The sequence below is a fragment of the Marinobacter salinisoli genome (genome assembly GCF_017301335.1).
Taxonomy (GTDB): domain Bacteria; phylum Pseudomonadota; class Gammaproteobacteria; order Pseudomonadales; family Oleiphilaceae; genus Marinobacter; species Marinobacter salinisoli.
In genome coordinates this window covers 3334997-3358422 of sequence record NZ_CP071247.1, presented here as the reverse complement: position 1 = coordinate 3358422, position 23426 = coordinate 3334997, and the positions used below count along the sequence as shown (strand labels likewise).

22 protein-coding genes are annotated in these 23426 nt (G+C 56.6%); 16 read left to right on the top strand and 6 right to left on the bottom strand.

Annotated elements, in window-relative coordinates; translation table 11 throughout:
• Positions 1-129: 129 nt before the first annotated feature.
• The 11 genes from LPB19_RS15305 to LPB19_RS15255 all read left to right on the top strand — a co-directional run bounded on the left by LPB19_RS15305 (position 130) and on the right by LPB19_RS15255 (position 8820).
• Positions 130-942, top strand: coding sequence for an ABC transporter ATP-binding protein (locus tag LPB19_RS15305; RefSeq protein WP_206643745.1), 813 nt, complete (start codon positions 130-132; stop codon positions 940-942).
• Entirely contained in the window at positions 939-1727 is a 789-nt protein-coding gene (gene mlaE, locus LPB19_RS15300) for a lipid asymmetry maintenance ABC transporter permease subunit MlaE (protein WP_206643744.1), read from the top strand. Before LPB19_RS15305 ends, mlaE begins: the two co-directional genes overlap by 4 nt.
• Positions 1728-1743: 16 nt before the next feature.
• Positions 1744-2193, top strand: a complete 450-nt coding sequence (mlaD, locus tag LPB19_RS15295; RefSeq protein WP_206643743.1) for an outer membrane lipid asymmetry maintenance protein MlaD — start codon at positions 1744-1746, stop codon at positions 2191-2193.
• Between the two features lie 65 nt (positions 2194-2258).
• Positions 2259-2885, top strand: coding sequence for an MlaC/ttg2D family ABC transporter substrate-binding protein (locus tag LPB19_RS15290; protein ID WP_407943966.1), 627 nt, complete (start codon positions 2259-2261; stop codon positions 2883-2885).
• A complete protein-coding gene (locus LPB19_RS15285) occupies positions 2882-3196 on the top strand; it encodes an STAS domain-containing protein (protein ID WP_206643741.1) in 315 nt (104 codons plus the stop codon). Before LPB19_RS15290 ends, LPB19_RS15285 begins: the two co-directional genes overlap by 4 nt.
• Before the next feature lie 117 nt (positions 3197-3313).
• Positions 3314-3556 carry a BolA family protein gene (locus LPB19_RS15280; protein WP_206643740.1) on the top strand — a complete coding sequence of 81 codons (243 nt, stop codon included), beginning with the start codon at positions 3314-3316 and terminating at the stop codon, positions 3554-3556.
• Between the two features lie 31 nt (positions 3557-3587).
• Positions 3588-4850 carry a UDP-N-acetylglucosamine 1-carboxyvinyltransferase gene (gene murA, locus LPB19_RS15275; RefSeq protein ID WP_206643739.1) on the top strand — a complete coding sequence of 421 codons (1263 nt, stop codon included), beginning with the start codon at positions 3588-3590 and terminating at the stop codon, positions 4848-4850.
• Between the two features lie 28 nt (positions 4851-4878).
• The gene (hisG, locus tag LPB19_RS15270) at positions 4879-5526 is read left to right on the top strand and encodes an ATP phosphoribosyltransferase (RefSeq protein WP_206643738.1); all 648 of its coding nucleotides are present in this window, start codon (positions 4879-4881) and stop codon (positions 5524-5526) included.
• Positions 5527-5617: 91 nt separating this feature from the next.
• Positions 5618-6925, top strand: a complete 1308-nt coding sequence (hisD, locus tag LPB19_RS15265; protein ID WP_206643737.1) for a histidinol dehydrogenase — start codon at positions 5618-5620, stop codon at positions 6923-6925.
• Between the two features lie 33 nt (positions 6926-6958).
• Entirely contained in the window at positions 6959-8011 is a 1053-nt protein-coding gene (hisC, locus tag LPB19_RS15260) for a histidinol-phosphate transaminase (protein ID WP_206643736.1), read from the top strand.
• 65 nt (positions 8012-8076) lie between these two features.
• A complete protein-coding gene (locus tag LPB19_RS15255; protein WP_206643735.1) occupies positions 8077-8820 on the top strand; it encodes a Nif3-like dinuclear metal center hexameric protein in 744 nt (247 codons plus the stop codon).
• Between the two features lie 4 nt (positions 8821-8824).
• Here the strand turns inward: LPB19_RS15255 and LPB19_RS15250 are convergent, their stop codons facing one another.
• On the bottom strand, positions 8825-9256 hold the full coding sequence (locus tag LPB19_RS15250; RefSeq protein WP_206643734.1) for a YhcB family protein: 432 nt from the start codon (positions 9254-9256) through the stop codon (positions 8825-8827).
• A 235-nt stretch (positions 9257-9491) separates the two neighbouring features.
• Between LPB19_RS15250 and zapE the strand changes: the two genes are divergently transcribed.
• The 5 genes from zapE (at position 9492) to LPB19_RS15225 (ending at position 18284) form a co-directional block, all read left to right on the top strand.
• Positions 9492-10589 carry a cell division protein ZapE gene (gene zapE, locus LPB19_RS15245; protein WP_206645815.1) on the top strand — a complete coding sequence of 366 codons (1098 nt, stop codon included), beginning with the start codon at positions 9492-9494 and terminating at the stop codon, positions 10587-10589.
• A gap of 84 nt (positions 10590-10673) precedes the next feature.
• Complete coding sequence (locus tag LPB19_RS15240; RefSeq protein ID WP_206643733.1) at positions 10674-11858, top strand: thiolase family protein; 1185 nt, start codon at positions 10674-10676, stop codon at positions 11856-11858.
• 202 nt (positions 11859-12060) lie between these two features.
• Positions 12061-13950 (top strand): DUF1302 domain-containing protein, encoded by a 1890-nt coding sequence (locus LPB19_RS15235; protein WP_206643732.1) that lies wholly within the window; start codon positions 12061-12063, stop codon positions 13948-13950.
• 33 nt (positions 13951-13983) lie between these two features.
• Positions 13984-15345, top strand: a complete 1362-nt coding sequence (locus LPB19_RS15230; RefSeq protein ID WP_206643731.1) for a DUF1329 domain-containing protein — start codon at positions 13984-13986, stop codon at positions 15343-15345.
• A 260-nt stretch (positions 15346-15605) separates the two neighbouring features.
• On the top strand, positions 15606-18284 hold the full coding sequence (locus LPB19_RS15225) for a LuxR C-terminal-related transcriptional regulator (protein ID WP_206643730.1): 2679 nt from the start codon (positions 15606-15608) through the stop codon (positions 18282-18284).
• On the opposite strand, the gene LPB19_RS15220 is transcribed toward LPB19_RS15225, so the two are convergent.
• The 5 genes from LPB19_RS15220 to yacG all read right to left on the bottom strand — a co-directional run bounded on the left by LPB19_RS15220 (position 18281) and on the right by yacG (position 23403).
• Positions 18281-19174: an acyltransferase gene (locus LPB19_RS15220; RefSeq protein ID WP_206643729.1), complete on the bottom strand. Its 894-nt coding sequence runs from the start codon at positions 19172-19174 to the stop codon at positions 18281-18283. The two genes, LPB19_RS15225 and LPB19_RS15220, sit on opposite strands and share 4 nt — an antisense overlap.
• A gap of 43 nt (positions 19175-19217) precedes the next feature.
• On the bottom strand, positions 19218-20138 hold the full coding sequence (locus tag LPB19_RS15215; protein ID WP_206643728.1) for a glucosaminidase domain-containing protein: 921 nt from the start codon (positions 20136-20138) through the stop codon (positions 19218-19220).
• Positions 20139-20222: 84 nt separating this feature from the next.
• On the bottom strand, positions 20223-22409 hold the full coding sequence (locus LPB19_RS15210; protein WP_206643727.1) for a hypothetical protein: 2187 nt from the start codon (positions 22407-22409) through the stop codon (positions 20223-20225).
• Positions 22410-22545: 136 nt separating this feature from the next.
• Entirely contained in the window at positions 22546-23106 is a 561-nt protein-coding gene (locus tag LPB19_RS15205) for a YfaZ family outer membrane protein (RefSeq protein WP_206643726.1), read from the bottom strand.
• Between the two features lie 108 nt (positions 23107-23214).
• Positions 23215-23403 carry a DNA gyrase inhibitor YacG gene (gene yacG, locus LPB19_RS15200; RefSeq protein ID WP_206643725.1) on the bottom strand — a complete coding sequence of 63 codons (189 nt, stop codon included), beginning with the start codon at positions 23401-23403 and terminating at the stop codon, positions 23215-23217.
• Positions 23404-23426: the final 23 nt, after the last annotated feature.

Sequence of the window (23426 nt, the reverse complement as noted above, 5' to 3'; positions counted from 1 at the left end):
TGTATCGATGCTGTTCGGTTGCGGTATGTTCGGGCAAACTACTCCCGGTGTACAACCTGTTTTGAGTTCAAGGGATTGAGCTTCGCACCCTTCCAATGCCATGCCGCAGCTCCCACAAAGGAAAAGGCCATGGATTCGCCTGCATACATCTCCCTGAAAAATGTTGTCTTCTCGCGCTCGGGTCGACGTATCTTCGATGGCGTGTCGCTGGAGATTCCGCGAGGGAAAATCACTGCGATCATGGGGCCTAGTGGCACCGGAAAAACCACACTTCTGCGTCTCATTGGTGGTCAGCTCAAGCCCGATTCGGGCAGCATTCAGGTTGATGGGGTTGAAGTGCCGGGTCTGAAACGGCGCGCACTGTATACCTTGCGCGAAAAAATGGGGCTACTGTTTCAGAGTGGCGCCCTGTTTACCGACTTAAGCGTCTACGAGAACGTGGCATTTCCGCTGCGAGTGCATACCAGGTTGCCGGAGGACATGGTCCGGGACATCGTTTTGATGAAGCTTGAGGCGGTCGGCCTCCGAGGCGCCCGTGATTTGATGCCTTCCGAACTGTCCGGCGGTATGACCCGGCGTGTGGCCCTGGCGCGAAGTATTGTGTTGGATCCCGAACTCATCATGTATGACGAGCCTTTCACGGGACAGGACCCCATTGCCATGGGTGTGCTGGTCAAACTCATTCGCGATCTGAATCGATCCACGGGCATGACCAGCGTGTTGGTATCTCATGATGTTGCGGAGTCGCTGAGTATCTGCGATTACGCCTGCATTGTGGCCGATGGCAAGGTCATCGGTGCCGGCGAGCCAGAGGAACTCAAATCCCATCCGTCCGAGCAGGTTCAGCAGTTTTTGCAGGGGCAGCCGGATGGGCCGGTGCCGTTTCATTACCCCGCGACGAGCGTGGATGCTGATTTCGGACTGACGGGAGGCAGCGCATGATGGATCGGGTTTCGGCTCTGGGGCGCATGGGGTTGGATGTGGTCGCCTCGCTGGGCCGGGCAGGTCAGTTCCTGTTTGGTGTGTTGGCGGGTATTCCCAGGCCGTCCACTGGTTTTCCTCTTTTGCTCAAGCAGCTTTACGCCGTTGGTGTGCTGTCTCTGGTCATCGTGGTGGTGTCCGGTCTGTTTATTGGCATGGTGTTGGGCTTGCAGGGCTACACCATTCTGAGTGACTACGGTTCAGAAGCCGCGATCGGACAGATGATTGCACTGACGCTGGTCCGGGAGTTGGGCCCGGTGGTAACCGCGTTACTGTTTGCTGGTCGCGCAGGCTCTGCCCTGACGGCGGAGATCGGGCTTATGAAGGCCACCGAGCAACTGTCCAGCATGGAAATGATGGGGGTGGATCCTTTGAAGCGTGTGGTAGCTCCCCGCCTGTGGGCTGGTTTCCTGGCGATGCCGGTTCTGGCGCTGATCTTTTCCATGGTGGGAGTTCTGGGCGGCATGCTGGTGGGAGTGGAATGGCTCGGTGTGTTCGAGGGGTCTTTCTGGGGCAACATGCAGTCGTCGGTGGATTTCAGGGATGATGTTTTAAACGGCGTGGTCAAAAGTGTGGTGTTCGGTTTTGTGTGTGCCTGGATTGCGGTGTACCAGGGCTACGACTGCGTGCCCACATCCGCTGGAATCAGTTCGGCCACAACAAAAACGGTTGTTTACTCCTCCCTGGCTGTGCTGGGGCTGGATTTCGTGCTTACCGCCATCATGTTCGGTGAGTTTGGTCATTAAGTATCGGGTGTTGGTGATGACACAGAGAACGATGGAAATTGCAGTGGGTTTGTTTATGATTGCCGGCCTTGCTGCGTTGCTGTTTCTGGCCCTCAAAGTCAGTGGTTTGTCGCTGCAGTCGGCCGGGAGTACCTATACGGTGTACGCCAACTTCAATGACATTGGTGGGTTGAGGCCGCGCGGGCGGGTCTCCATGGCAGGCGTAACGGTGGGATCGATTGAATCGATCTCGCTGGAGCCGGAAACCTTCCAGGCGCGAGTGTCTCTGGCCATCCGTTCGGATGTCGACAACATTCCGGCGGACAGCTCCGCTGTGATTCGCACATCCGGTTTGCTTGGGGAACAGTACATTGACATATCGATAGGCGGGGAGATGGATTCTCTGGCAGCAGGGGATACTTTCTACTCCACCCAGTCGGCCATGAACCTTGAACGTGTGATCAGCAATTTTGCTTCTGGCCGCTGAGCCAGGCTGACAGACAAAGATTTTTTGAGGAGAACCTGATGTTCGGAATGACCCAACGCTTCCTGATGCTGCTTGTTCTGATGGTGAGCCTTGCCAGCGCAGCACAGGCCGATGAGGCCGAAGACCTTCGACGTTACGTCGATGACAAAACGCAGTTGTTGGTCGATCAGTTGAATCGGGAGCGTGGACTGTACGAGGCTGACCCGGAAGCCTTCTACGCCAGCATGAATGAATCTCTGGACGAATTCGTGGATTTTCGCCGGATCGCCGCCCGGGTCATGGGGCGCTACGCGCGCCAGACTACTCCGGAGCAGAGGGACGAATTCGTTGCCAAGTTCAAACGCAGCCTGTTTGACAGTTACGCCCAGGCGTTGGTGAATACCGAGGACTTCAGTATTGAAGTCAAGGAAGCCGTCATCAATCCGCGTGACGAGGATCGTGCGTCGGTACAGATGGAGGTCATTACTTCCTCGGGCAACCGTTATCCGGTTTCCTACTCCATGTATCGATCGTCGGAGGGCAGTTGGCTGATGGAGAACGTCATTGTCGAAGGGGTGAATATCGGGCTGGCTTTCCGTGACCGGTTCGCTCAGGAAATGGAGGAGAACCGGGGGCAGGTTGACGTGGTCATCGATGGCTGGGGCGACGCCGTTGAGTCGCTCAATCTTGAGCAGGAAGTTGATAAGTCGTGACTTCTGTGGTGCCGAGCGTCGAGTTGCGCGATCGCACGCTGATCGTTCGGGGCGTGGTGGATGCCCAATCCGTCGTGCCGCTGCGGCAGCAGGGGGAGGCGCTCATACGCTTGGCACAAGCCCGCCTGGATGTGGATCTCGCGCAACTGGAAACCGCGCACAGTGTTGTCCTCTCGATGCTGTTGTGCTGGCAGCGTGTCGCAGGACAGTCCGGCTCGAGTCTGTGCTTCAGGCATATCAGTGATCGGCTCGAGTCGCTGGCGGCGCTGAGCAACCTCGACGAACGGCTGCCCGGATTCGAGCCTGTCTGACGATTGACAGCTGGTGCAGGTTACATCCTTTCCATTCGCGCCATGCGAAAGCTGACCCAGCGTCGTTAATTGGTTACAATCCCGCCCCTGATTTTTATAACGCCCGAGGATTTAGTTATGGACGCCACCGAAGTTACCGCGCTGGTCGAAGAATCGTTTCCCGGCTGCGAGGTTCAGGTACAGGTTGATGGTACCCATTACCTGGTCGTCGTGGTGGGTGAGGTATTTGACGGACTGCCGACCATCAAGCGGCAGCAAATGATCAACAAGGCGCTGTTCCAGCAAGTAATGGATGGCACGATCCACGCATTGCATCCAAGAGCCTATACTCCGTCCGAATGGGCCGAGCGACAGGGCTGATGTCCAGCACCGACAGAACAGGATAATTATCGTGGACAAACTATTGATCAGGGGACGTGAGCCCCTGAATGGCGAAATCCGGATTTCCGGTGCCAAGAACGCTGCACTGCCGATCCTGGCGGCCACTCTTCTGGCCGACGAGCCGGTCAGTGTCGGCAACCTGCCGCATCTGCACGATGTGACGACCATGATGGAGTTGCTGGGACGGATGGGTGTGGAACTGCTCATCGATGAGAAGATGAGTGTTGAGGTACATGCCAACACCATCAAGCACTTCCATGCACCGTATGAGCTCGTGAAAACCATGCGCGCGTCCATTCTCGTGCTGGGGCCGCTGGTTGCGCACTTTGGCGAGGCCGAAGTGTCACTGCCCGGTGGTTGCGCCATTGGTAGCCGACCGGTTGATCTGCACATCCATGGCCTTGAAATGATGGGTGCCGACATCAAGGTGGAAAACGGCTACATCAAGGCCAAAACCAATGGTCGCCTCAAGGGTGCGCATATTTTTCTCGATACCGTGACGGTTACCGGTACCGAGAACCTGATGATGGCTGCCGCCCTCGCTGACGGCAAGACCATTCTGGAAAACGCTGCTCGTGAACCGGAGGTGGTGGATCTGGCTGAGTGCCTCATCGCCATGGGTGCCGATATCAAAGGGCATGGCACCGCAACGATCGAGATCAATGGCGTCGAGCGGCTGCACGGCTGCCATTACGATGTGCTCCCGGACCGGGTTGAAACTGGAACCTACCTCGTCGCCGCAGCCGCAACCGGCGGTCGGGTGAAGCTCAAAGACACCCGAGAAGATCTGTTGGAAGCGGTGTTGCTCAAGCTGAATGAGGCAGGCGCTCACATCTCTACCGGTCCGGACTGGATTGAGCTGGACATGAAAGGCAACCGGCCGAAGGCGGTCAGCCTGCGCACGGCACCTTACCCTGCGTTCCCCACCGATATGCAGGCGCAGTTTGCGGCGATGAATACCGTGGCTGAAGGCACCGGAACAATCGTCGAGACCGTGTTCGAAAACCGGTTTATGCACCTGCAGGAACTGATCCGCATGGGTGCAGACATCACTCTGGAAGGTAACGCTGCCATCATCAAGGGCGTCGAGCACCTGAACGGAGCGCCGGTGATGGCCACCGATCTGCGTGCGTCGGCAAGCCTGGTGATTGCCGGGCTGGTAGCAGACGGCGATACCATCGTTGATCGTATCTACCACATCGACCGGGGCTACGAGTGCATCGAAGAAAAGCTGCAGTTGCTGGGCGGAAGTATTCGTCGGCTGCCGTCATAACGGAGACCACGGGAAACCGGAAGGAAGTATGACTGATTCCATCACCATCGCGTTGTCGAAGGGTCGCATCCTTGATGAAACCCTGCCGCTGCTGGCCGAGGCCGGTATTGAGCTGGTCGACGACATCAAGAAATCCCGAAAGCTGGTGTTCCCCACAACGGATCCCAATGTGCGGGTGCTGATCATCCGCGCAACGGATGTGCCCACCTACGTTCAGTACGGCGGTGCTGACCTCGGTGTGACCGGTAAAGATGTGTTGATGGAGCATGGCGGCGAAGGGCTTTATGAGCCGCTGGATCTCAGGATCTCCAGTTGTCGCCTGATGACGGCTGGTCCGAAGCAGCAGCCGTCTCCGTCTGGCCGGATCAAGGTGGCCACCAAATTTGTGAATATCGCCCGGCGCTATTACGCCGCGCAGGGGCGACAGGCCGACATCATCAAGCTTTACGGTGCGATGGAGCTGGCGCCCATTCTGGGCCTGGCGGATGAAATCGTGGATATCGTAGACACCGGAAATACCCTTCGGGCGAATGGCCTGGAGGCCCGCGAGCTGATTGAGCATATCAGCAGTCGTCTGGTGGTGAACCGTGCCTCAATGAAGATGAAACACGGACGCATTAACCCCATAATCGAACGCATGGCAGCCGCCGTCGAATCCCGGCACGCAGAGGCGTAAGCTCGCTCTGTTGCCCGTCGGGCGGCGCGGCCGTTCGATTGCCCCGGCTTCGGCCCTTTTCAATTCCCTCTTCCAACGCAGGATTGAATACATGTCTGATTTCAGTATCACCCGGCTCAATGCCTCCCAGAACGATTTTGATGGTTCGCTGGCCAGCCTGCTGGCCTGGGACGACAGTGTTGATCATCAGGTGAACGAATCAGTGCGCCACATTCTGGCCCAGGTGAAGGCTCGGGGGGATGCAGCGGTTCTGGAATTTACCGAGCAGTTCGATCGCCTGAAAGCTGGCAGTCTGGCCGATCTGGAAATGAGCAAAGAGCGTTTGCAACAGTCGCTCGAGGCTATTCCCCAGAATCAGCGCACGGCGCTTGAGGCGGCGGCGCAGCGGATCCGTGACTATCACGAGCGTCAGAATCAGCAGTCCTGGCACTACCAGGAAGCCGATGGCACGGTTCTGGGGCAGAAGGTTACACCGCTGGATCGTGCCGGGCTGTATGTGCCCGGGGGCAAAGCCGCCTACCCATCCTCAGTGTTGATGAATGCCATTCCCGCCAAGGTCGCCGGCGTGGCTGAAGTTGTGATGGTTGTGCCGACGCCGGACGGGCAGGTCAACGACATGGTTCTGGCTGCAGCGGCTATTGCCGGTGTCGACCGGGTATTCACCATTGGTGGCGCCCAGGCGGTGGGCGCATTGGCTTACGGAACCGAAAGCATCCCGGCGGTCGACAAAATCGTGGGGCCAGGGAACATCTACGTGGCCACCGCCAAGCGGGAGGTGTTTGGCACCGTAGGCATCGACATGATCGCAGGTCCATCGGAGATTCTTGTGATCTGTGACGGCCAAACCAATCCCGACTGGATTGCCATGGACCTGTTTTCTCAGGCCGAGCACGATGAGCAGGCGCAGTCGATTCTGATCAGCCCGGACAAGGCGTTCCTGGATTCAGTCGAGGCCAGCATCAGGCGTCTCCTGCCAACAATGGAGCGCGCCGATATTATTGCCGAATCGTTAAAGAGCCGGGGCGCATTTATCCAGGTGGCAGACCTGGACGAGGCCGCCGAGGTATCGAATCGCATCGCGCCAGAGCACCTGGAGTTGTCGGTGGACGATCCCGAAGCCTTGCTGGAAAACATTCGTCATGCCGGTGCCGTCTTTATGGGGCGTTACACCGCCGAAGCCCTCGGCGATTACTGCGCGGGTCCCAACCACGTTCTGCCCACCAGTGGCACGGCACGGTTCTCCTCGCCGTTGGGTGTGTATGACTTTCAGAAGCGATCTTCCATCATCGGCTTTTCTGCCAGCGGTGCCGATCGGATGGGGCGGGTTGCGTCGGTGCTGGCCAGAGGGGAGGGGTTGACCGCCCACGCCCGTTCTGCGGAATACCGCATCAAAGAATGAGTGTTAATGCCCGCTGGAGTGGAGGCGTAACGGATGAGTAAGTTCTGGAGTCCACTGGTTAATGACCTGGTGCCCTACGTGCCGGGAGAGCAGCCGAAAGTGGCCAACCTGGTGAAGCTGAATACCAACGAGAGCCCTTTTGGCCCTTCGCCGAAAGTGATCGAGGCAATCCAGGCCGAGTTGAACGACAGTTTGCGGCTGTATCCCGATCCAGAAGGTGACAGTCTGCGCCAGACCATCGCGACCTATCATGGTGTCGATCCGCAGCAGGTGTTCCTGGGCAATGGGTCGGACGAAGTACTCGCCCACATCTTCTATGGTCTGTTCCAGCACGGTGAGCCGATTCTGTTTCCGGACGTGACCTACAGTTTCTACCCGGTTTATTGCGGGCTGTACGGTATCGACAGCCGGCAGATCCCGTTGACCGATGATTTTGAGATTGATCCTGCCGATTACTGTGGCTCCAACGGCGGGGTGATTTTTCCTAACCCCAATGCGCCCACGGGCCGTTATCTGGCATTGACACATATCGAAAAGATACTGGACGCCAACCCGGACAGGGTAGTCGTGGTGGATGAAGCCTACATTGATTTTGGTGGCACCAGTGCCATTACTCTGGTGGATCGGTACCCCAATCTTCTGGTGACACAAACCTTGTCGAAGTCGCGGGCACTGGCTGGTCTTCGGGTGGGTTTCGCCGTTGGCCATCCGGATCTGATCGAGGCGCTGAACCGGGTCAAGAACAGTTTTAACAGTTACCCGCTGGATCGCCTGGCACTGGCTGGCGCTAAAGCCGCCTACGAGGATGAATCCTGGTTCCGCGAATGCTGCCAAAGTGTGATAACTGAGCGGCAGCGTGTTACGCAAGCTCTGGAACAGCAAGGCTTCGAAGTGCTGCCATCGATGGCTAATTTCGTTCTGACCCGTCACCCTGATAAGTCGGGCGACTACCTGGCCAGCGGACTTCGGGAAAAGGGGATCATCGTCCGGCACTTCAACAAACCGAGAATCAGCGAACACCTTCGGATTACGATTGGCACGGCATCGCAAAACGACGCGCTGATCGATGGGCTGTCGTCTCTCTAACCCGCCCGTTGCCTGATTGAGTGGGCCGGGGTTAGCAGCGTGTTTTCCGGTGATAGGAGAAGCTTATGGGTAATCGTGACGATATTCTGAAGAAGATTGATGAGTGGCTTCTGCCCGAGAATTTCCAGGATTATTGCCCGAACGGCCTTCAGGTGGAAGGGCGCCCGGACGTCAAGCTGATCGTTAGTGGGGTCACCGCCTCCAAGGCACTGATCGATGCCGCTATCGATGCGGGTGCAGACATGATTCTGGTTCACCATGGGTATTTCTGGAAAGGCGAGGATCCCCGGGTTCGTGGCATGAAGCGGGATCGTCTCAAACTGCTCCTGAATCACGATGTCAATCTGGTGGCCTACCACCTGCCGCTGGATGATCACCCTGAACTTGGTAATAACCGGCAATTGGCCAAGATTCTGGGAATTGCCAATCCCCGACCCCTTGGAGGGCTTGTCTGGCAAGGCGAGTTGGAGCAGCCGGTGCAGGTGTCTCACTTTGCCCAGCAGATCTCCGAAAAGCTGAATCGGGCGCCATTGTGGGTCGGCGAAGGGAAGGACGAGATTCGTCGTGTGGGTTGGTGCACGGGCGCCGCGCAGGGTTTCATCGATAAGGCTCTAGAGGCCGGGCTGGATGCCTACATCAGTGGGGAGATCTCCGAACCCACCACACACACCGCTCGGGAATCCGGCATTCACTATTTTGCCGCAGGCCATCATGCCACCGAACGCTACGGTGTTCAGGCTCTGGGCGAGGCATTGGCCAAGGAATTCGGGTTGACGCACAGGTTCATCGACTGCGACAACCCGGTTTGATCTTTCAGGCGCTGTTTTTATCAGCCAGTCCGAAATCCTCAGCGAGCGTGCCAGAGGCTTTCGGGTCGGTCTTGGGAGCATAGTCGCGGGGCGCCTCAACGCCGTCGTCGCTCAAGCCCTCCAGGCGCTTTCGAGCCGCGTCTTCACCGAGCTCTTCCATCCACTCATCGTCATTGCACAGGCGATTCGCGCCCCGAGCCATGTGCTGATTGATGTCGCGATACGTGTCGTTGAACCGGCGCAGCAGATGAGCCGATTCCATGAAATGCTCATTCACCTGTGCTTGATAGCGGGTGTATTCATTCCTCAGTTCTTCAATCTGTTGCTCCGCCCGGCGCTGCCGGAGCGTGGTTCCTTGGCCTGAGCGGCCAACAATAACCCCGATGACGATGCCGACGATGAGCGCGGCAACCGCTGCCAGAATCAGGTTTTCCATAGGTTGTGTCGTCCCTTTTTGACTGGAATTTTACCTCGCACGTCTACCGAGTATAGCGTCCTGAGCGCTGACAGCACATTACCGTGTGATGAGCCAATCGTCGTAAATTTACATCTGGTGGGCATCGTGGCGAAAAAAGCCGAAATGCGCGACAATACAGCGCCCAAATTTCATGATTCAGATCTTGGAAAACCGAATGCCCGCAGCGACGTCCACACGAAAAACCAGTGCGAACCTGACACCCTGGGAGCGTTATCAGCAGGATCTTGAACGCCCTGATTTTCAGAAAGATTCCGCCCAGGAGGACGCCGTGCGTCGTCTTCAGGCACTCTATGAAAAGCTCGTGGCTGCGGAAACCGAGCGCAACAGGGCGATGGTCAAGTTGCGCCGAAAGCTGAAAAAGGGCAGGGAAGAGCCGGTAAAGGGGCTTTATTTCTGGGGCGGTGTCGGGCGCGGCAAAACCTATTTGATGGACACCTTTTACGAGTCGCTCCCGTTTGAGCGCAAAATGCGCGTTCACTTTCACCGTTTCATGCAGCGCGTTCACCATGAGCTGAAGCATCTCAAGGGCGAGAAAAACCCGCTGGAACTGGTGTCCCGGAAATTTGCCGAAGAAACCCGAGTGATTTGTTTCGATGAGTTCTTTGTCTCCGATATCGGCGACGCGATGATCCTGGCCACCTTGATGGACGGCTTGTTCAGTCGCGGGGTAACGCTGGTCTGTACCTCCAATATCGTACCGGATGGCCTGTATAAGGATGGACTTCAGCGGGCCCGTTTTCTGCCGGCGATTGCGCTGGTAAAAAAATACACCGATGTGGTCAATGTCGACGGCGGTGTTGATTATCGGCTAAGAACCCTCGAGCAGGCCGAGCTGTTTCACTCGCCGCTGGATCAAGACGCCGATGTCAGCCTGCGAAAGAGTTTTGATGCCCTCGCGGTTGAAGCAGGGAAACACAGTCAGAGCATCGAGGTGAATGGGCGGAAAATTCCGGTCCAGGCGCACGCCGACGACGTGGTCTGGTTCGATTTCACCGATGTGTGTGACGGACCGCGAAGCCAGAACGACTACATCGAGTTGGCCCGCCAGTTTCACGCGATTATCGTCAGTAATGTGCCGGTGCTTGGTGGCGATAAAGACGATCAGGCGCGTCGGTTTATCAACATGGTCGATGAATTCTATGACCGCAACGTAAAAGTCATCATGTCGGCTGCAGCACCAATTACCGAGCTATATGCAGGTGGCCGATTGAGTTTTGAATTCGAGCGCACCGAATCCCGGCTGCTGGAAATGCAGTCCCATGAATACCTCGAGGCACCTCACAAGCCTTGATTGGCGGTCGGACTTCAGGTCCGATCAGTGACCAGGCCGGGCGATGGGGCTGTTTGTCCGGACATAACAAAGAGAGATGCATCCATGAGTACCGATAACGTAGTGATTGTCAGTGGCGTGCGAACCCCGATGGGCGGCTTTCAGGGCAGCTTGTCGGCGATTTCCGCGCCCGAGCTTGGCGCGATTGCCATCGCTGAAGCGGTCAAGCGAGCGGGCCTGCAGCCTGCTGATGTGCAGGAAGTGATTATGGGAAATGTTTTGCCTGCAGGCCTGAAGCAGGGCCCTGCGCGTCAGGCGATGCGGCAGGCGGGGCTGCCTGACAGCACGGGTGCAACCACAATCAACAAGCTGTGTGGTTCAGGTATGAAGGCCGCGATGTTTGCTCACGACCTGATCAAAGCTGGTAGCAATGACATTATGGTCGCCGGCGGTATGGAGAGTATGTCGAACGCGCCGTACATCCTGCAGAATGCCCGTAAAGGTTACCGTATGGGTGCTGGCGATACCGTTCAGGATCATATGTTTCTGGATGGACTGGAAGATGCAGAAACCGGTCGTCTGATGGGTGCATTCGCCCAGGAAATGGCGGATAAGAAAGGGTACACCCGTGAAGAGATGGATGACTACGCGATCCAGTCGCTTAAGCGGGCCCAGCGCGCTATTGAAGGCGGTGTTCTGAAGCCTGAGATCGTGCCGGTTTCCGTGAAAACCCGAAAAGGTGAAACCGTAGTTGAACACGATGAGCAGCCTTTTAACGCCAATATCGAGAAAATTCCCTCCCTCCGACCGGCGTTCAGCAAGGACGGTACCGTGACTGCGGCGAATGCGTCCTCCATTTCCGATGGCGCCTCTGCGCTGGTTCTGATGCGGGAATCCGAAGCCGAGAAGCGCGGCCTCAAGCCAATCGCCCGGATTGTGGGACACAGCACCCAATCCCAGCATCCGTCAGAGTTTACCTGCGCGCCAGTTGGCGCCATCGAAACACTGCTGGGTAAGACCGGCTGGAACAAGGCAGACATCGATTTGTTCGAAATCAACGAAGCCTTTGCCATGGTCGCGATGATGCCGATCCGGGAGCTTGGTCTGGATCCGGAAAAAGTGAATGTCCATGGTGGCGCCTGCGCCCAGGGCCATCCAGTGGGCTCAACCGGCTCCCGCCTGCTGGTGACTCTGATGCATGCGCTTCAGCATCACGGCAAGAAGCGAGGTGTGGCAGCCTTGTGCATCGGCGGTGGGGAAGCCACGGCAATGGCGATAGAACTGATTTGAGCATGAATAAGCCCGGCGATTGTCCGGGCTTTTTTTATTGGCTGGTCGGGGATAAACCAAAATCATACTTTTGACTGATCAAAGCGCTCGACAGCCTTAGCTATAGTGCGTACATCACGAGCACTGTGCATGAAGCCTCCAATTCATCGTGAACACCAATAATCAGAGCAGCGACTCAGAACAACAATGGAGTAGCCTTCCAATGACAAGAAAAACTCATCAATGGCAGCGTTGGACCAAATTACCGCTGGCTGTGGCAGTAGCAGCTGGTATGTCTGGTCAGGCCCTTGCCTACAGTAACAGCGTTTGGGGTGTCGACTACCAGTTCAATACCACTTTGACAGCGGGTGCTGGCTGGCGGATGGAAGATCGCGACAAGCGGTTGATCGCCCAGGGTAACCTGGGGCCAGAGTATGCTCCCGGTGGTGACTTGGAAAACATCGGTGCTTCCACCAACAACTATGACGACGGCAACCTGAACTTTGAGAAAGGAGACACCTACTCAAAGATCGTCAAGGGCAACAGTGAATTGTTTGTCGACTACTACGTTGACAGCGATGTTCTGACCCGTGTAGGTGGCCTGGTGCGCGGCCGTTACTGGTACGATTTCGAACTGAAAGACGAAAGCCGTGCGGTGGATTTTGTGGGCCAGCAACGTGAGCTGAACCCGAGAGCCAAAGCCAATGCTTCTGGCGGCGAACTGCTGGATGCCTATGTGTTTACCGACTGGTACTTCGGCAACGTGCCCGTCAGCCTGCGTTACGGCCGCCAGGTGGTGAGCTGGGGTGAGAGTACGTTCATCCAGGGCGGCATCAACGTCATCAACCCGGTTGACGTGCCGGCCTTCCGCGCCCCGGGCGCCGAGCTGAAAGACGCCCTGCTGCCGGTTGAAATGTTCTACATGTCTGCCGGCGTGACCGAGAACATCACTCTGGAAGGTTTTGTCCAGGCCGACTGGGAGCCGGTCAAGCCTGATGACTGCGGTACCTTCTTCTCCACCAACGATTTTGCGGCCGATGGCTGTGGCCCGGTTCTGCTGGCCGGTCAGTTGCCGGATTCTCAGGCATTTGCCCAGGGCTTCATCGCACCGCGGGTAGGGGATAAGGAAGCAGATTCGAAGGATCAGTTCGGCGTGGCCATGCGCTGGTACGTACCTGCGCTGAATGATTCCGAGCTGGGCTTCTACTACATCAAGTACAACAGCCGTCTGCCGTACGTAAGCGGTGTGGTAAACAATCCTTCCAACCCAGGTGATACCCAGCAGAACGATCCATCACAGGAGTTCACGACGTTCCCGAGCTACTTCATCGAGTACCCGGAGAACATCAACCTGTACGGTATCAGCATCAACACCACTACGCCGGGCGGTTGGTCTCTGGGCGCAGAATACAGCTTCCGTGACAACGTGCCTCTGCAGTGGAACGCGTTCGAGCTGATCTTTGGTGGTCTGCAGCAGCGCGGCCCGAATGGTGAAATCCTGAGTCAGCTGGAGCAGCAGCGTCTCGAGGAAACCGGCAATGCCAACCTGGCAGGCCAGGAAGTGGCCGGCTACGACCGCTTCAACGTGTCCCAGACCCAGTTCACCCTGATCAAGTTCTTTGACCAGATCATGGGTGCCAGCCGAATGACCTTCATTACCGAGTTCGGTGCGACCTACGTCCACGACCTGCCGGAATACGACGAGGCCCGCTACGGTCGTTCCGGTACCTATGGTATCGGTACCATTCCGCTGGAAGGTGTTGGCGATGTCTGTCTTGGCGCAAACATAAATACCAACTACTGTAATAATGAAGGGTTTACCACCGATTTCTCATGGGGTTACCGCGCTCGTTTCGTTTGGGATTACCCGAACGTCTTTGCCGGTGTGAACCTGCGTCCGCAGTTGGCTTGGTCGCACGATGTGGAGGGCTACAGCCCGCAACCAGGTGGCGCATTTAATGAGGGTAGTAAGGCTCTGGGTGTCTCCCTGGAGGCGATCTATCAGAACAAGATCACCGGTAATATTGGATACACCAACTTTTTCGGCGGTAAGCCGTATAACGAGTTGACAGACCGTGACTTTGCGACGGTCAGTGTTTCCTACTCATTCTAATACCGGAAAGAATTCGTTTTACGAGGGATGAAAATGAAATTAAACAAGAAACTACTGGCCACGGGTGTACTGGCTGCAAGTGTTTTTGCAGGCCAGGCCTTTGGTGCGGTTTCTGCCGGTGAAGCGGCCAAGCTCGGCGACACTCTGACCCCGATTGGTGCAGAGAAAGCCGGTAACGGTGGCGATATTCCAGAGTGGACAGGCGGATTGGATACTCCGCCCGCCGGCTACAAGAGTGGTGGCGCTTACGTTGACCCGTTCTCCGGCGAACAGCCGAAGTTTGTGATTGATCAGAGTAACGTCGACCAGTACGCCGACAATCTGTCCGCAGGACAGGTCGCGATGATCAAGCGTTACAAAGATTACGTCATGCCTGTTTTCGAAACGCACCGGTCAGCGGTATATCCGGAGCGAATCCAGGAGCAGACGGTTGAGAACGCAACCAGTGTTGAGCTGATTCAGGAAGGTAACGGCCTCGGAAATTATGAAGAGGCAACCCCCTTCCCGATTCCGAAGAATGGCTTGGAAGTAATCTGGAACCACATTACCCGTTACCGCGGTGGTTCTGTGGTCCGGACCATCGGCCAGGTAACGCCCACGGAAAGTGGTGCGTTCTCGGTTGTGAAGTTCCAGGACGAATTTACCTGGCGGACGGCACTGAGCGATTACGAGCCTGGAAAAGATCCGAACGTGCTCTTCTACTTCAAGCAGGCGATTACTGCGCCTGCGCGACTGGCGGGTAACGTTCTGCTGGTGCATGAGACGATCGATCAGGTTGCTGAGCCTCGCCGGGCTTGGGTCTACAACGCAGGTCAGCGTCGTGTCCGTCGTGCACCTCAGGTCGCCTATGACGGCCCAGGTACCGCGGCTGATGGCATGCGTACCGCTGATAACTTCGACATGTATAACGGTGCACCTGATCGGTATGACTGGGAACTGATTGGTAAAAAGGAAATGTACATTCCGTACAACTCCTACCGTCTGATGAATCCTGACCTCAAGTACGATCAGATCATCAAGGCTGGCCACATCGATCAGCAGCTGACCCGCTATGAACTCCACCGCGTCTGGCACGTGCGTGCAACGCTGAAGAGCGGTGAGCGTCATATTTATGCCCAGCGTGACTTCTACATTGATGAGGATTCCTGGCAGGCTTCAGTAATTGACCATTACGATGGCCGCGGAGAACTGTGGCGGGTTGCGGAAGCTCACGCCGTCCAGTTCTACGATCATAATGTGCCCTGGTATGCGATTGAAGTACTCTACGATCTGCTCTCAGGCCGCTATCTGGCCCTCGGGTTGACCAATGAGGAAAAGAACGCGTACGAATTTGGCGCGGATCGTCAATCCCGGGATTACACACCAGCGGCTCTGCGCCGGGCTGGTACTCGGTAAAACCTCGGGAAATACAGAAAAGGCGGACAAATGTCCGCCTTTTTTTATGTATTTACCAAGGCGAGCCCCTTACTTGTTAAAAAACCGCCACTTTGAAAAATAGTTTTACGTCAATTTTTTGCAGCTAGCCCCCAAGTTGGTTTAACCTTCCAATCATACTAAAGGCGTACCCGTTGCCGGTCGCCACTCAAAGTCAGTACCAATAAGCCAATTCCCGGCACTCAGATAGTTACGAGTGTCGGAGTATAACGGGGCAGCGAGTGAAACCATTCCATGACGGCTGTGCGGCCAATGATGAGTTCCAGTCAGCGAATAATGGTCTGAATAGAGGGGAGCTGGTAAAGGACCTCTTGAGGCAGCGGATTCAGGTCCCGGCTTTGGCCGGTAATTACCTGAGGCGACCTCAAATCGAGCAAGCCATAACGGCGGCGGCACAGTCCCGCAACGTTATTCTCGTGGAGGGTGGTTGCGGTTTCGGCAAGACGCACCTGGTGGCCGCTGCGCTCAGCGCCATGCCCCCGCAGGTCGCAAACTGCCGCTGGACCAGCCTGAATGGTCAGGACAATTCCCCCTCGCGCTTTCTGACGCTCCTCGCCGTTGCGCTGAATCTTTCGGAAACACTTGAACGCAGTCTCCATAGTGGTGGCACCTTCGCGGATGTCCTTGCCATGATGCTGGTCGCCCTCGACCGTGAAGCGGGGCCGGGCGTCCAGACTGTGCTGGTTCTCGATAACGTTCAGTGCCTGACCAACCCGTCGGTGACCGCTCTTTTGCATCAGTTGGTGACCGATACCCCGCGTTGCCTGTGCATAGTAGTGTTATCGAGGGCCGCGCTACCGTTCGAAACGCACAATCTGGAGCTCGAGAATCGTCTGGTACGATTCGGGCTCGAATCGCTAGCCTTCAGTCGGTCTGAAACCTTTGAGTTTTTCGAGCAGTTGCCAGAGTCGGAGCGTTTGACGAGCATAGCCGTCGATCAGCTGTATGATTTGAGTGAGGGCTGGCCGGCGCCGCTGGCCCTGTATCGAAGAGAAATCGCCTCGACTGGTGATGTTCGCTCGCTGATGGATAGCGAAAGCGTCCAGCGTTTTCTGAAAGAGTCAGTGCTGGGTAACCTGACACGGGCCCAGCGGCGTTCGCTGCAGCTAATGGCCGAGTTGGAGCTGTGCTCCGATGCGTTGTTTACATCGGCCGAATTTCCCGGCGATCCTGCCGATTTCTTGCCCTCTGAGGCCGTCGAACTTGGACTCCCGCTGAAAGCTGTACCTGGCAGGGGACGGTGGTATCACCTGAACCCGTTGCTGCAGGAGTGGTTGAAAACGCCGCAGTTGACGGGCCAGCGTGAGCGCATGCGCTATGTCAGTCAGTGGTTCGGTGAGCGCGACCAGTTTCCCGAAGCTCTGAAGTATGCATTGCTGTCCGGTGATTCCAAGCTTGTGATCAATATTGCTTCCGAGGGCTCCGAGGCCTTGCTTCTGGGGCAAGATACCGCGTCTTTATTGAGGCTTCGCAAGGCTCTCCCTCCTCAGCTACTGGAAAGCAGCGCCCGCCTTCGCATCGTTTACGGCTGGGTTCATGCGATTGGCGGCCAGTTCGGTCAGGCCAGGGAGTTGATAGAGAGGTTGGATGATGAGCAGCGAGCGGCGCACTCCGCCCGATTGTGTGCGCTGAAGGCTTTTATTCTTCGGGGCGAGGGTAGTGTCGAAGCGGCGTTGGAGATGGCTGACCAGGCCCTGGCGCAAGATGAACTGTCGGCTCAGGCGCGCCTGGTGACCCAGATGGTGCGTTCCGGAGCGTTATCGGCCTGTGGGCGGTTCTCAGAGGCGCGAGAAGCTAATCGTATTGCTGCAAAATTAGCGCGCGAAGCAGGGGATTTCGGATCCGAGGCGCTGGCTGTCTATACGCACGCTGGCATCGAGCTGGGTAAGGGCGCGCTGAAACATGCCGAGCAGTTGTTGCGGACCGGTCTTGATACGGCGATGCATGAGCTGACTCGTTACGCCCGTATCGGGGAGATTCGGTTGCAGCTGAGTCTTGCACTGGTGCTCTGGCATCAGGGGCGTGATAAGGAGGCGGACCGCCTGCTGGTTTCCTGTAGCCGACATGCCGAGCAGTCCCGGGATGTGGGGTTGCTGATGGTCATGGCGCTCAGGGTTTTGATGTGTCGTGCTGTTGGCCAGTTTGACGAGGCGTTTGTCTGGATTGGCCGCGCAGAGAGGACAATGCACGCCTGGCAGGTGGATGAGACGCTTTTTGCGCCGGTGCTCGAAGCGCTCAAGGCCAGTTGCTGGCTGGCTCAGGGGCAGCCGGAAAGTGCCGCGCAAGCGGTCGAGAAGCTGGAGCCCTATCGCTGTTCTGGGAGGGTGCCGGAGCTGTTTCCAATGATGCCCGGCATGCTGGACTGTCTTCAGGTCCGGGTTGCCATGGCTCGTGATGATGTCGAGGGAGCACGCCGACAGCTCACAGATATCCGCAGTCGCTACGGTGAATTGATGCCGGCCGGTGTGGCGTTCCATATTGGCCTGCTGGAAGCGGTATTGGCCGCGGAAACCCATGGTCAGGCGATGCTGCAGGCGGTTGTGGAAGAAGCCGCGGAGGAGCACTTTCTGAGCCCGTTTGCGGAACTGGCGCAGGAACTCTCACCGCTCATGCAAAAAACCTTTACTCGCCTGCCCGAAGGCGCGTTCACATCCGCGCTTGGTCAACTTTTTGATATACAGGATGCCCAGGGCGCGGATGTGTTGCCTGAACCGATCAGTGATCGTGAACACGGCGTTCTGGAACTGATTGCCAAAGGGCTATCGAATCAGGAAATTGCCGACGAGCTTCATATTTCCCTGCATACGGTTAAAACTCATGCTCGCAGGATAAACGCCAAACTGGATGTGAAATCCCGCACCCAGGCAATTGTCCGCGCGCGGGAACTGGGTCTGCTCTAGCTGTCTTTCAGCGCATCGATCCGGACATCTTTCTCAGCCCAGAGCTGGCTGACCCAGCGCTGGAAATCGGTCCGGATGGCCCGGTCGTTCTGATAGTCCATGCCGAGGAACTGCTCGGGAATCTCTTTGGTCTGAACATCGATCACGATTCGCCGGATTCGCCCGCACAGGTAATCCCAGAAACCTGCCTTGCCGTCTGGATACACAATGGTGACGTCCAGCATGGTGTGGATCATCTCACCCATTGCCTGAAACACGAACGCTGTGCCGCCTGCTCTGGGCTTGAGAAGGTTGTTATAAGGAGAACGCTGTCGCTGATGCTTGGCTTCGGTAAAGCGTGTGCCTTCCATGAAATTGAAAATGGTGACCGGGGTGTAGCGGAATTTCTCACAGGCCGCCTGGGTAGCAGCCATATCCTTCCCTTTCAGCTCTGGCCGCCGTGCCAACTGCTCTTTGGTGTGGCGGTGCATGAACGGAAAGTCCAGAGCCCACCAGGCGATCCCCAGAAACGGCACCCAGATTAACTGTTTCTTCAGGAAAAACTTCAACAGGGGGATTCGGTTGTTCAGTACGTACTGGATGGCCGGGATATCTGCCCAGCTCTGGTGGTTGCAGGTTACGAAATACCATTGATGCTTGTTGAGGGCTTCCAGCCCCCTGACATCCCACTCGACCTTGTGCAGCAGGTCCATCAGGCAGTTATTGAAGCCGATCCAGATCCAGGCAATCTTGTTAAGCACCACCGTGCAGGCGGTTCGAACACCTGTGACCGGTATGACCAGCTTCACGATGGCAACCACCAGCAGGATCGGAAACAGCGCCAGGGTGTTGGCAAGGATAAGGAGGGCGGCAAGCGTGCCTTTCAGAGGGGCAGGCAAAAAATCCAGCATGCGCAAAACATCTCTGTCGATTGATGGAAGGTTTGTTGTTTGGTCAGCTTTCGGTCTTGGCTGTGTCCTGCCGGCTCTGGCCGGGTAGCAGGCTTGAGGCGGATACGGTCTTGGCCATATTCAGGAGTCGGTCCGGTGTTACGCTGCGAATGGCGCGTCCGAAATCCTGATCGTAGAAGCTAAGGTTGTTGTACTGAATGATCGAGCGGATTTCGTTGACATAGGCCTCACCCCGCTCAGAATAACCTGTCAGGCCTTGTGCAAGCTCGAGACCTGAGAGCTCTTTATCCTTGCGGTTTTGAGCCCGAAGGTTTCTGAGTGTCTTATAGGTGTGATGCCGGTTGAGATTTTCAATGTAGGCTCTCACCGACCGGTATGGAGACTCGAATGTCGCGACTTCGTGCCGCGCTCCTTCCTTTCGCTCCCGTGGCACCAGTCCGCAGCCACGGGAAAAACACCATTGCCCAAACAGGTTCGATCCCTTGGTCGCGAAACGGGATGTGCCCCAGGCGGATTCGTTTGCTGCCTGGGCGAGAATTAGTGATGGGGGGATGACGTCGAGTCGATGCCTGAGTTGCTGAATCAGTTCAGTGCTGCCCGGTTCAGCGCTGACTCGCAATCGATCCGCTTGGCGGGCAAGCCATTTTCGTTCTTTTTTCGACAGCGTTTCTTTTTCAGAAAGGCTTTCGAGGTAGTTCCTCTCCAGCAATATGCGGTAGTTGGCCAGCACAATGCGAGGGTAGAGGAACGAGAAGAAGGCGGCTTTCTTCTCAGTGGTATCCCGGTACTGGGAAAAATCAGGCAGTTCCGCATCGGCCCACGCTGGTAGTTCCGGGAGCGATAATTGTGTTTGCACTGACTTTTCAAGCCAGCTGCTGTCTTCGTGCGGGGAATAAAAGCCTCCGCCCACTCCAAACGCCAGAAGCGGAACGATTAACATCAAAGCCTTTGTGCCTGAAGACATAAAACCTCACGTCAAAAGAGTGAGGGTGGATTATAACAGGTAATACCGGTTATGCAGGGGCCGGGGCGATGTGCCCCGGTGGCGTCAAGGGAGACGGGTTGCCAGAACCAGGCCAATGTTTTGCTCGCCGTTTCGGGTGTCCCTGAGCCGCAGGTAAATCTGGTTCTGATCGGCGGTGAAGAAGCCTTCCAGTGTAAGATCACCGCTCACGTCGGTGTAGGCAAAGCTTATGCGCCCGCCACCGGGGCTGGTGACATTGAGCGGAATGCTGTCGCTCGGCCCATCCACAAGTGACGGGGCGGAGACGGTTTCGCCGCTTACCGTGTGGGTAACCGCCAGAATGCGTGGGTCCAGGGTCGCGTCAGAGCCCGAATTGATGGTCAGGGTCGCGTTATCCAGGTGCCGCAGCACGTTGGTACTCTCTGACATCCCGAGGCTCATCCCCTGAAGTCGGAATCGGCCGCCTGTGGGGGCTTGCGTTGCGTGTTGTTTCCCTGCAATCAGGATTCCTTTGCCACTGGCACTGTTATCCAGATTGATGGCGATCAGGCTGCCATCCGGGCTGCTGACCCCAACACCGAGCTCCGGCTTTCCAGTCCCGTCGCTGGGCAGCTCGTCTATACCGAAGTTCAGTCGGCCATCGTTCTGGGGCGTGTCAGTTCGATAGGAGGGTCTGTGGCTTACCCGTCGGGAATTCGTGACGGTTGCTGTGCTTTCCGAGAGCACGTCCCCCGAAGGGATGCGGTAGATTGATGAGCTTGTTGCTGACTCATTAATGCCATCCCCATTTACCGTCCAGGTTCCTGTGCCGGTCTCAAAGGTAACGACAGGCTGGTTGTCTGAGGTCTGGCAGCTTGCAGAACTTCCCAGCCGCATTGATAGAGACACGGTGTTGTAAGTGCCGTCAATCGCTGACAGATCAAAGCCCGCTGCGCGTTCCAGGTTGAGATCCAGCACCGAGAGATAATGATCTTCGAGGGTGTCTCTGCGCTTGTAGGTGTCGCCCTCCAGTTCCAGCGCGATGGCTTTTCCACCGGTGAAATGGCTACTTACAATGCGGTCCGGGGTGTTTGTGTCTGCCGTGGGCGTGCCAATATAGGCATCCAGGTAATAAGGATTACGGGTCCAGCCAATGTCCTGAGAATAGATGTTGGTAATGCTTTGAAGCAGTCCCCGGCCGCCAGTCAAACGAACGTCGCGGTCGACGGTAGCGGCACCGAAGGCCGACGCATGGCTATTGAATCCCCAAATACCCTCGTCGCGCAGGCAAAAGGTGTTGTCGGCCTGATGCACCAATACTTCGCGGCGGTAGGGGACATCGCTCGACAGAATGGTAGTGGTCAAACCGGGCAGAACGCCGTCAACGCTGGCGAATGAAAGCCCGGGGTAGACGTGGTTTTGCTTCGGTACCAGCACCTTCTCCTGTCCTGAGCGAATGCCCCAGATGCCAGACTTCGAAAGACTGCTTTCTATAAACGTCTGTCCCAGCTCAACGCCAAAGAAAACGGTGTGGTAGTTTCCTTCGAGCAAAGCAAGCTCTTCGGAGGTGGTCTCCGGTTTCAACGCATATTGCATCATGTCGTCGATGTAGGTGGTGAAATCCCCCCGGGCGTTCAAGAGCGACAGCGCAGTGTCTTTGCTGGCGGTGCTCGGGATATCGATCTCGAAATCGTGTATCTGGTCTGCCAGTGCGGACCAGGCAGCCTTGTTGGTACAGTCGGCTTGCTGAGTGCAGTCCGTGATGGTCTGGATGTCGAAAGCGGAGAGCCTGCTGATGGTTCGCCTTACCAGGTACTCCGAGAAGGGATTTACCCTGACGTTCTGATCGGCATCGGCCGCCATGGAGCGGTATGTCTCACCGCTGAAACTTGCTTCGATGACGGTTTCAGGGCCCAGCGGGCGTCCCTCAGGAAAGCTAATGCTGACGGAGAGATCGTCGTTGAATGTTACCTCGGCCGGGACTTCTGCGGAGCTGTCTGTGGTGGCGTATATCGTCACGCTATCTGGTTGCACCAGGCGCAGATTACGGCGTGAGGGTTCAGCATCCGGCGCCGCAATTTCCGGCACCTCCATGGTGAGGAGAATGTCATTGGGTGGCAGATTGGATGAGGAGCCGCCGTCGCCTGTGCTACCGGCATTAAATCCGTCCCCGGGCCTTGAGCCGTTGCCAAAGTCGTTTTTATCCTTGCGAGCCGTGTCGATGGCGTCGTCTGTGCAGCCACCCATTAACACAAGGGCGGAAAGAAGGGCCGGGCCGGAGAAGAATCGCATGTCGAGCTTTCCCTGCGTATGAATTCAGGCCCGAGTATACCAACCGAAAACGCGCGAAAGCGTGAGAGGAACCACGGAACGGCGGCCTTTTGATATGGGCCACAGTTCCGTGGTCATGAGGCAGGGGAACGTTGCGTTAGAAGAAAATCTTCAAGCCCGCCATTACGCCCTCATCGAGGTTTACATCGCCACGAAGCGGACGCTCAAAATCCGTATTCAGGTAGCGGTAACCGACAAAGATTTCTCCGGTACGAATCAGGCGGTAGCTGCCGCGTAGTTCCAGGCTGGTGAGGTCGTCGGAGTCACCGAATGACATGATGCTGGGCGCGTAATGCAGTGAGCCAGTGAAGGACAACCCAGGCACCCGGGGAATGTTCAGGGTTGCAAAACCACCCAATGCGCCGGCACCGCCGTCCAGGTCGTCATCTTCCCAGGCGTATCCCCGAATACCAATACCCGCCGTGGTCGGCAGGTTGCCGATGGCCGTTCGGCCCTGGGCGTGGAAGTCCAGGTTCAGGATGTCGCGGCCACCTTCGTGGTAGGTGTAGCCAGCGCCCATCTGGAGCTCGTTGCTGGCGCTGAAAAAGTTAGCCTGGGCTTTTACGGAATCGTTGGTCAGGCTCAGGTCGAGATCACTGGCAAAGGCTGGCGCCGCGGCCAGGGACAGTGCCAAAACGGAAATACGGGTGGCTTTCATGGATGCACCTATCGTAACTAATGAAAATTATTGAGGTATTTTAATGGCCCGCATTTACTTGGCTCAAGTGAAAAGGTGGTAAGCCATCGTTACTTGCGGGATGCGGATTCAGTGTTGGGTCTGGTCTCCGCCCTGATCGAGATCGTCTGGAGAGGCATTTTCGGCAGGCACGCGGTATTCCTCATTTGCCCAGGCGCCGAGGTCAATCAGTTGGCAACGTTCAGAGCAGAACGGCCGGAAAGGATTGTCGTCTGACCATTCGACGGATTTTTTACAGGTCGGGCATTCTACGTTCATGGTGGCCTATTTCAGAAGTAAGA

What these genes read in the sequence shown, in the direction of transcription:
- LPB19_RS15240 (WP_206643733.1), top strand. Translation starts at nt 10,674, where the DNA reads ATGAGTACCGATAACGTAGTGATTGTCAGTGGCGTGCGAACCCCGATG.
- mlaE (WP_206643744.1), top strand. Translation starts at nt 939, where the DNA reads ATGATGGATCGGGTTTCGGCTCTGGGGCGCATGGGGTTGGATGTGGTC.
- LPB19_RS15205 (WP_206643726.1), bottom strand. Translation starts at nt 23,106, where the DNA reads ATGAAAGCCACCCGTATTTCCGTTTTGGCACTGTCCCTGGCCGCGGCG.
- LPB19_RS15290 (WP_407943966.1), top strand. Translation starts at nt 2,259, where the DNA reads ATGCTGCTTGTTCTGATGGTGAGCCTTGCCAGCGCAGCACAGGCCGAT.
- LPB19_RS15235 (WP_206643732.1), top strand. Translation starts at nt 12,061, where the DNA reads ATGACAAGAAAAACTCATCAATGGCAGCGTTGGACCAAATTACCGCTG.
- LPB19_RS15250 (WP_206643734.1), bottom strand. Translation starts at nt 9,256, where the DNA reads ATGGAAAACCTGATTCTGGCAGCGGTTGCCGCGCTCATCGTCGGCATC.
- mlaD (WP_206643743.1), top strand. Translation starts at nt 1,744, where the DNA reads ATGACACAGAGAACGATGGAAATTGCAGTGGGTTTGTTTATGATTGCC.
- hisG (WP_206643738.1), top strand. Translation starts at nt 4,879, where the DNA reads ATGACTGATTCCATCACCATCGCGTTGTCGAAGGGTCGCATCCTTGAT.
- LPB19_RS15210 (WP_206643727.1), bottom strand. Translation starts at nt 22,409, where the DNA reads ATGCGATTCTTCTCCGGCCCGGCCCTTCTTTCCGCCCTTGTGTTAATG.
- LPB19_RS15280 (WP_206643740.1), top strand. Translation starts at nt 3,314, where the DNA reads ATGGACGCCACCGAAGTTACCGCGCTGGTCGAAGAATCGTTTCCCGGC.
- LPB19_RS15215 (WP_206643728.1), bottom strand. Translation starts at nt 20,138, where the DNA reads ATGTCTTCAGGCACAAAGGCTTTGATGTTAATCGTTCCGCTTCTGGCG.
- LPB19_RS15255 (WP_206643735.1), top strand. Translation starts at nt 8,077, where the DNA reads ATGGGTAATCGTGACGATATTCTGAAGAAGATTGATGAGTGGCTTCTG.
- LPB19_RS15220 (WP_206643729.1), bottom strand. Translation starts at nt 19,174, where the DNA reads ATGCTGGATTTTTTGCCTGCCCCTCTGAAAGGCACGCTTGCCGCCCTC.
- hisC (WP_206643736.1), top strand. Translation starts at nt 6,959, where the DNA reads ATGAGTAAGTTCTGGAGTCCACTGGTTAATGACCTGGTGCCCTACGTG.
- LPB19_RS15230 (WP_206643731.1), top strand. Translation starts at nt 13,984, where the DNA reads ATGAAATTAAACAAGAAACTACTGGCCACGGGTGTACTGGCTGCAAGT.
- hisD (WP_206643737.1), top strand. Translation starts at nt 5,618, where the DNA reads ATGTCTGATTTCAGTATCACCCGGCTCAATGCCTCCCAGAACGATTTT.
- LPB19_RS15305 (WP_206643745.1), top strand. Translation starts at nt 130, where the DNA reads ATGGATTCGCCTGCATACATCTCCCTGAAAAATGTTGTCTTCTCGCGC.
- yacG (WP_206643725.1), bottom strand. Translation starts at nt 23,403, where the DNA reads ATGAACGTAGAATGCCCGACCTGTAAAAAATCCGTCGAATGGTCAGAC.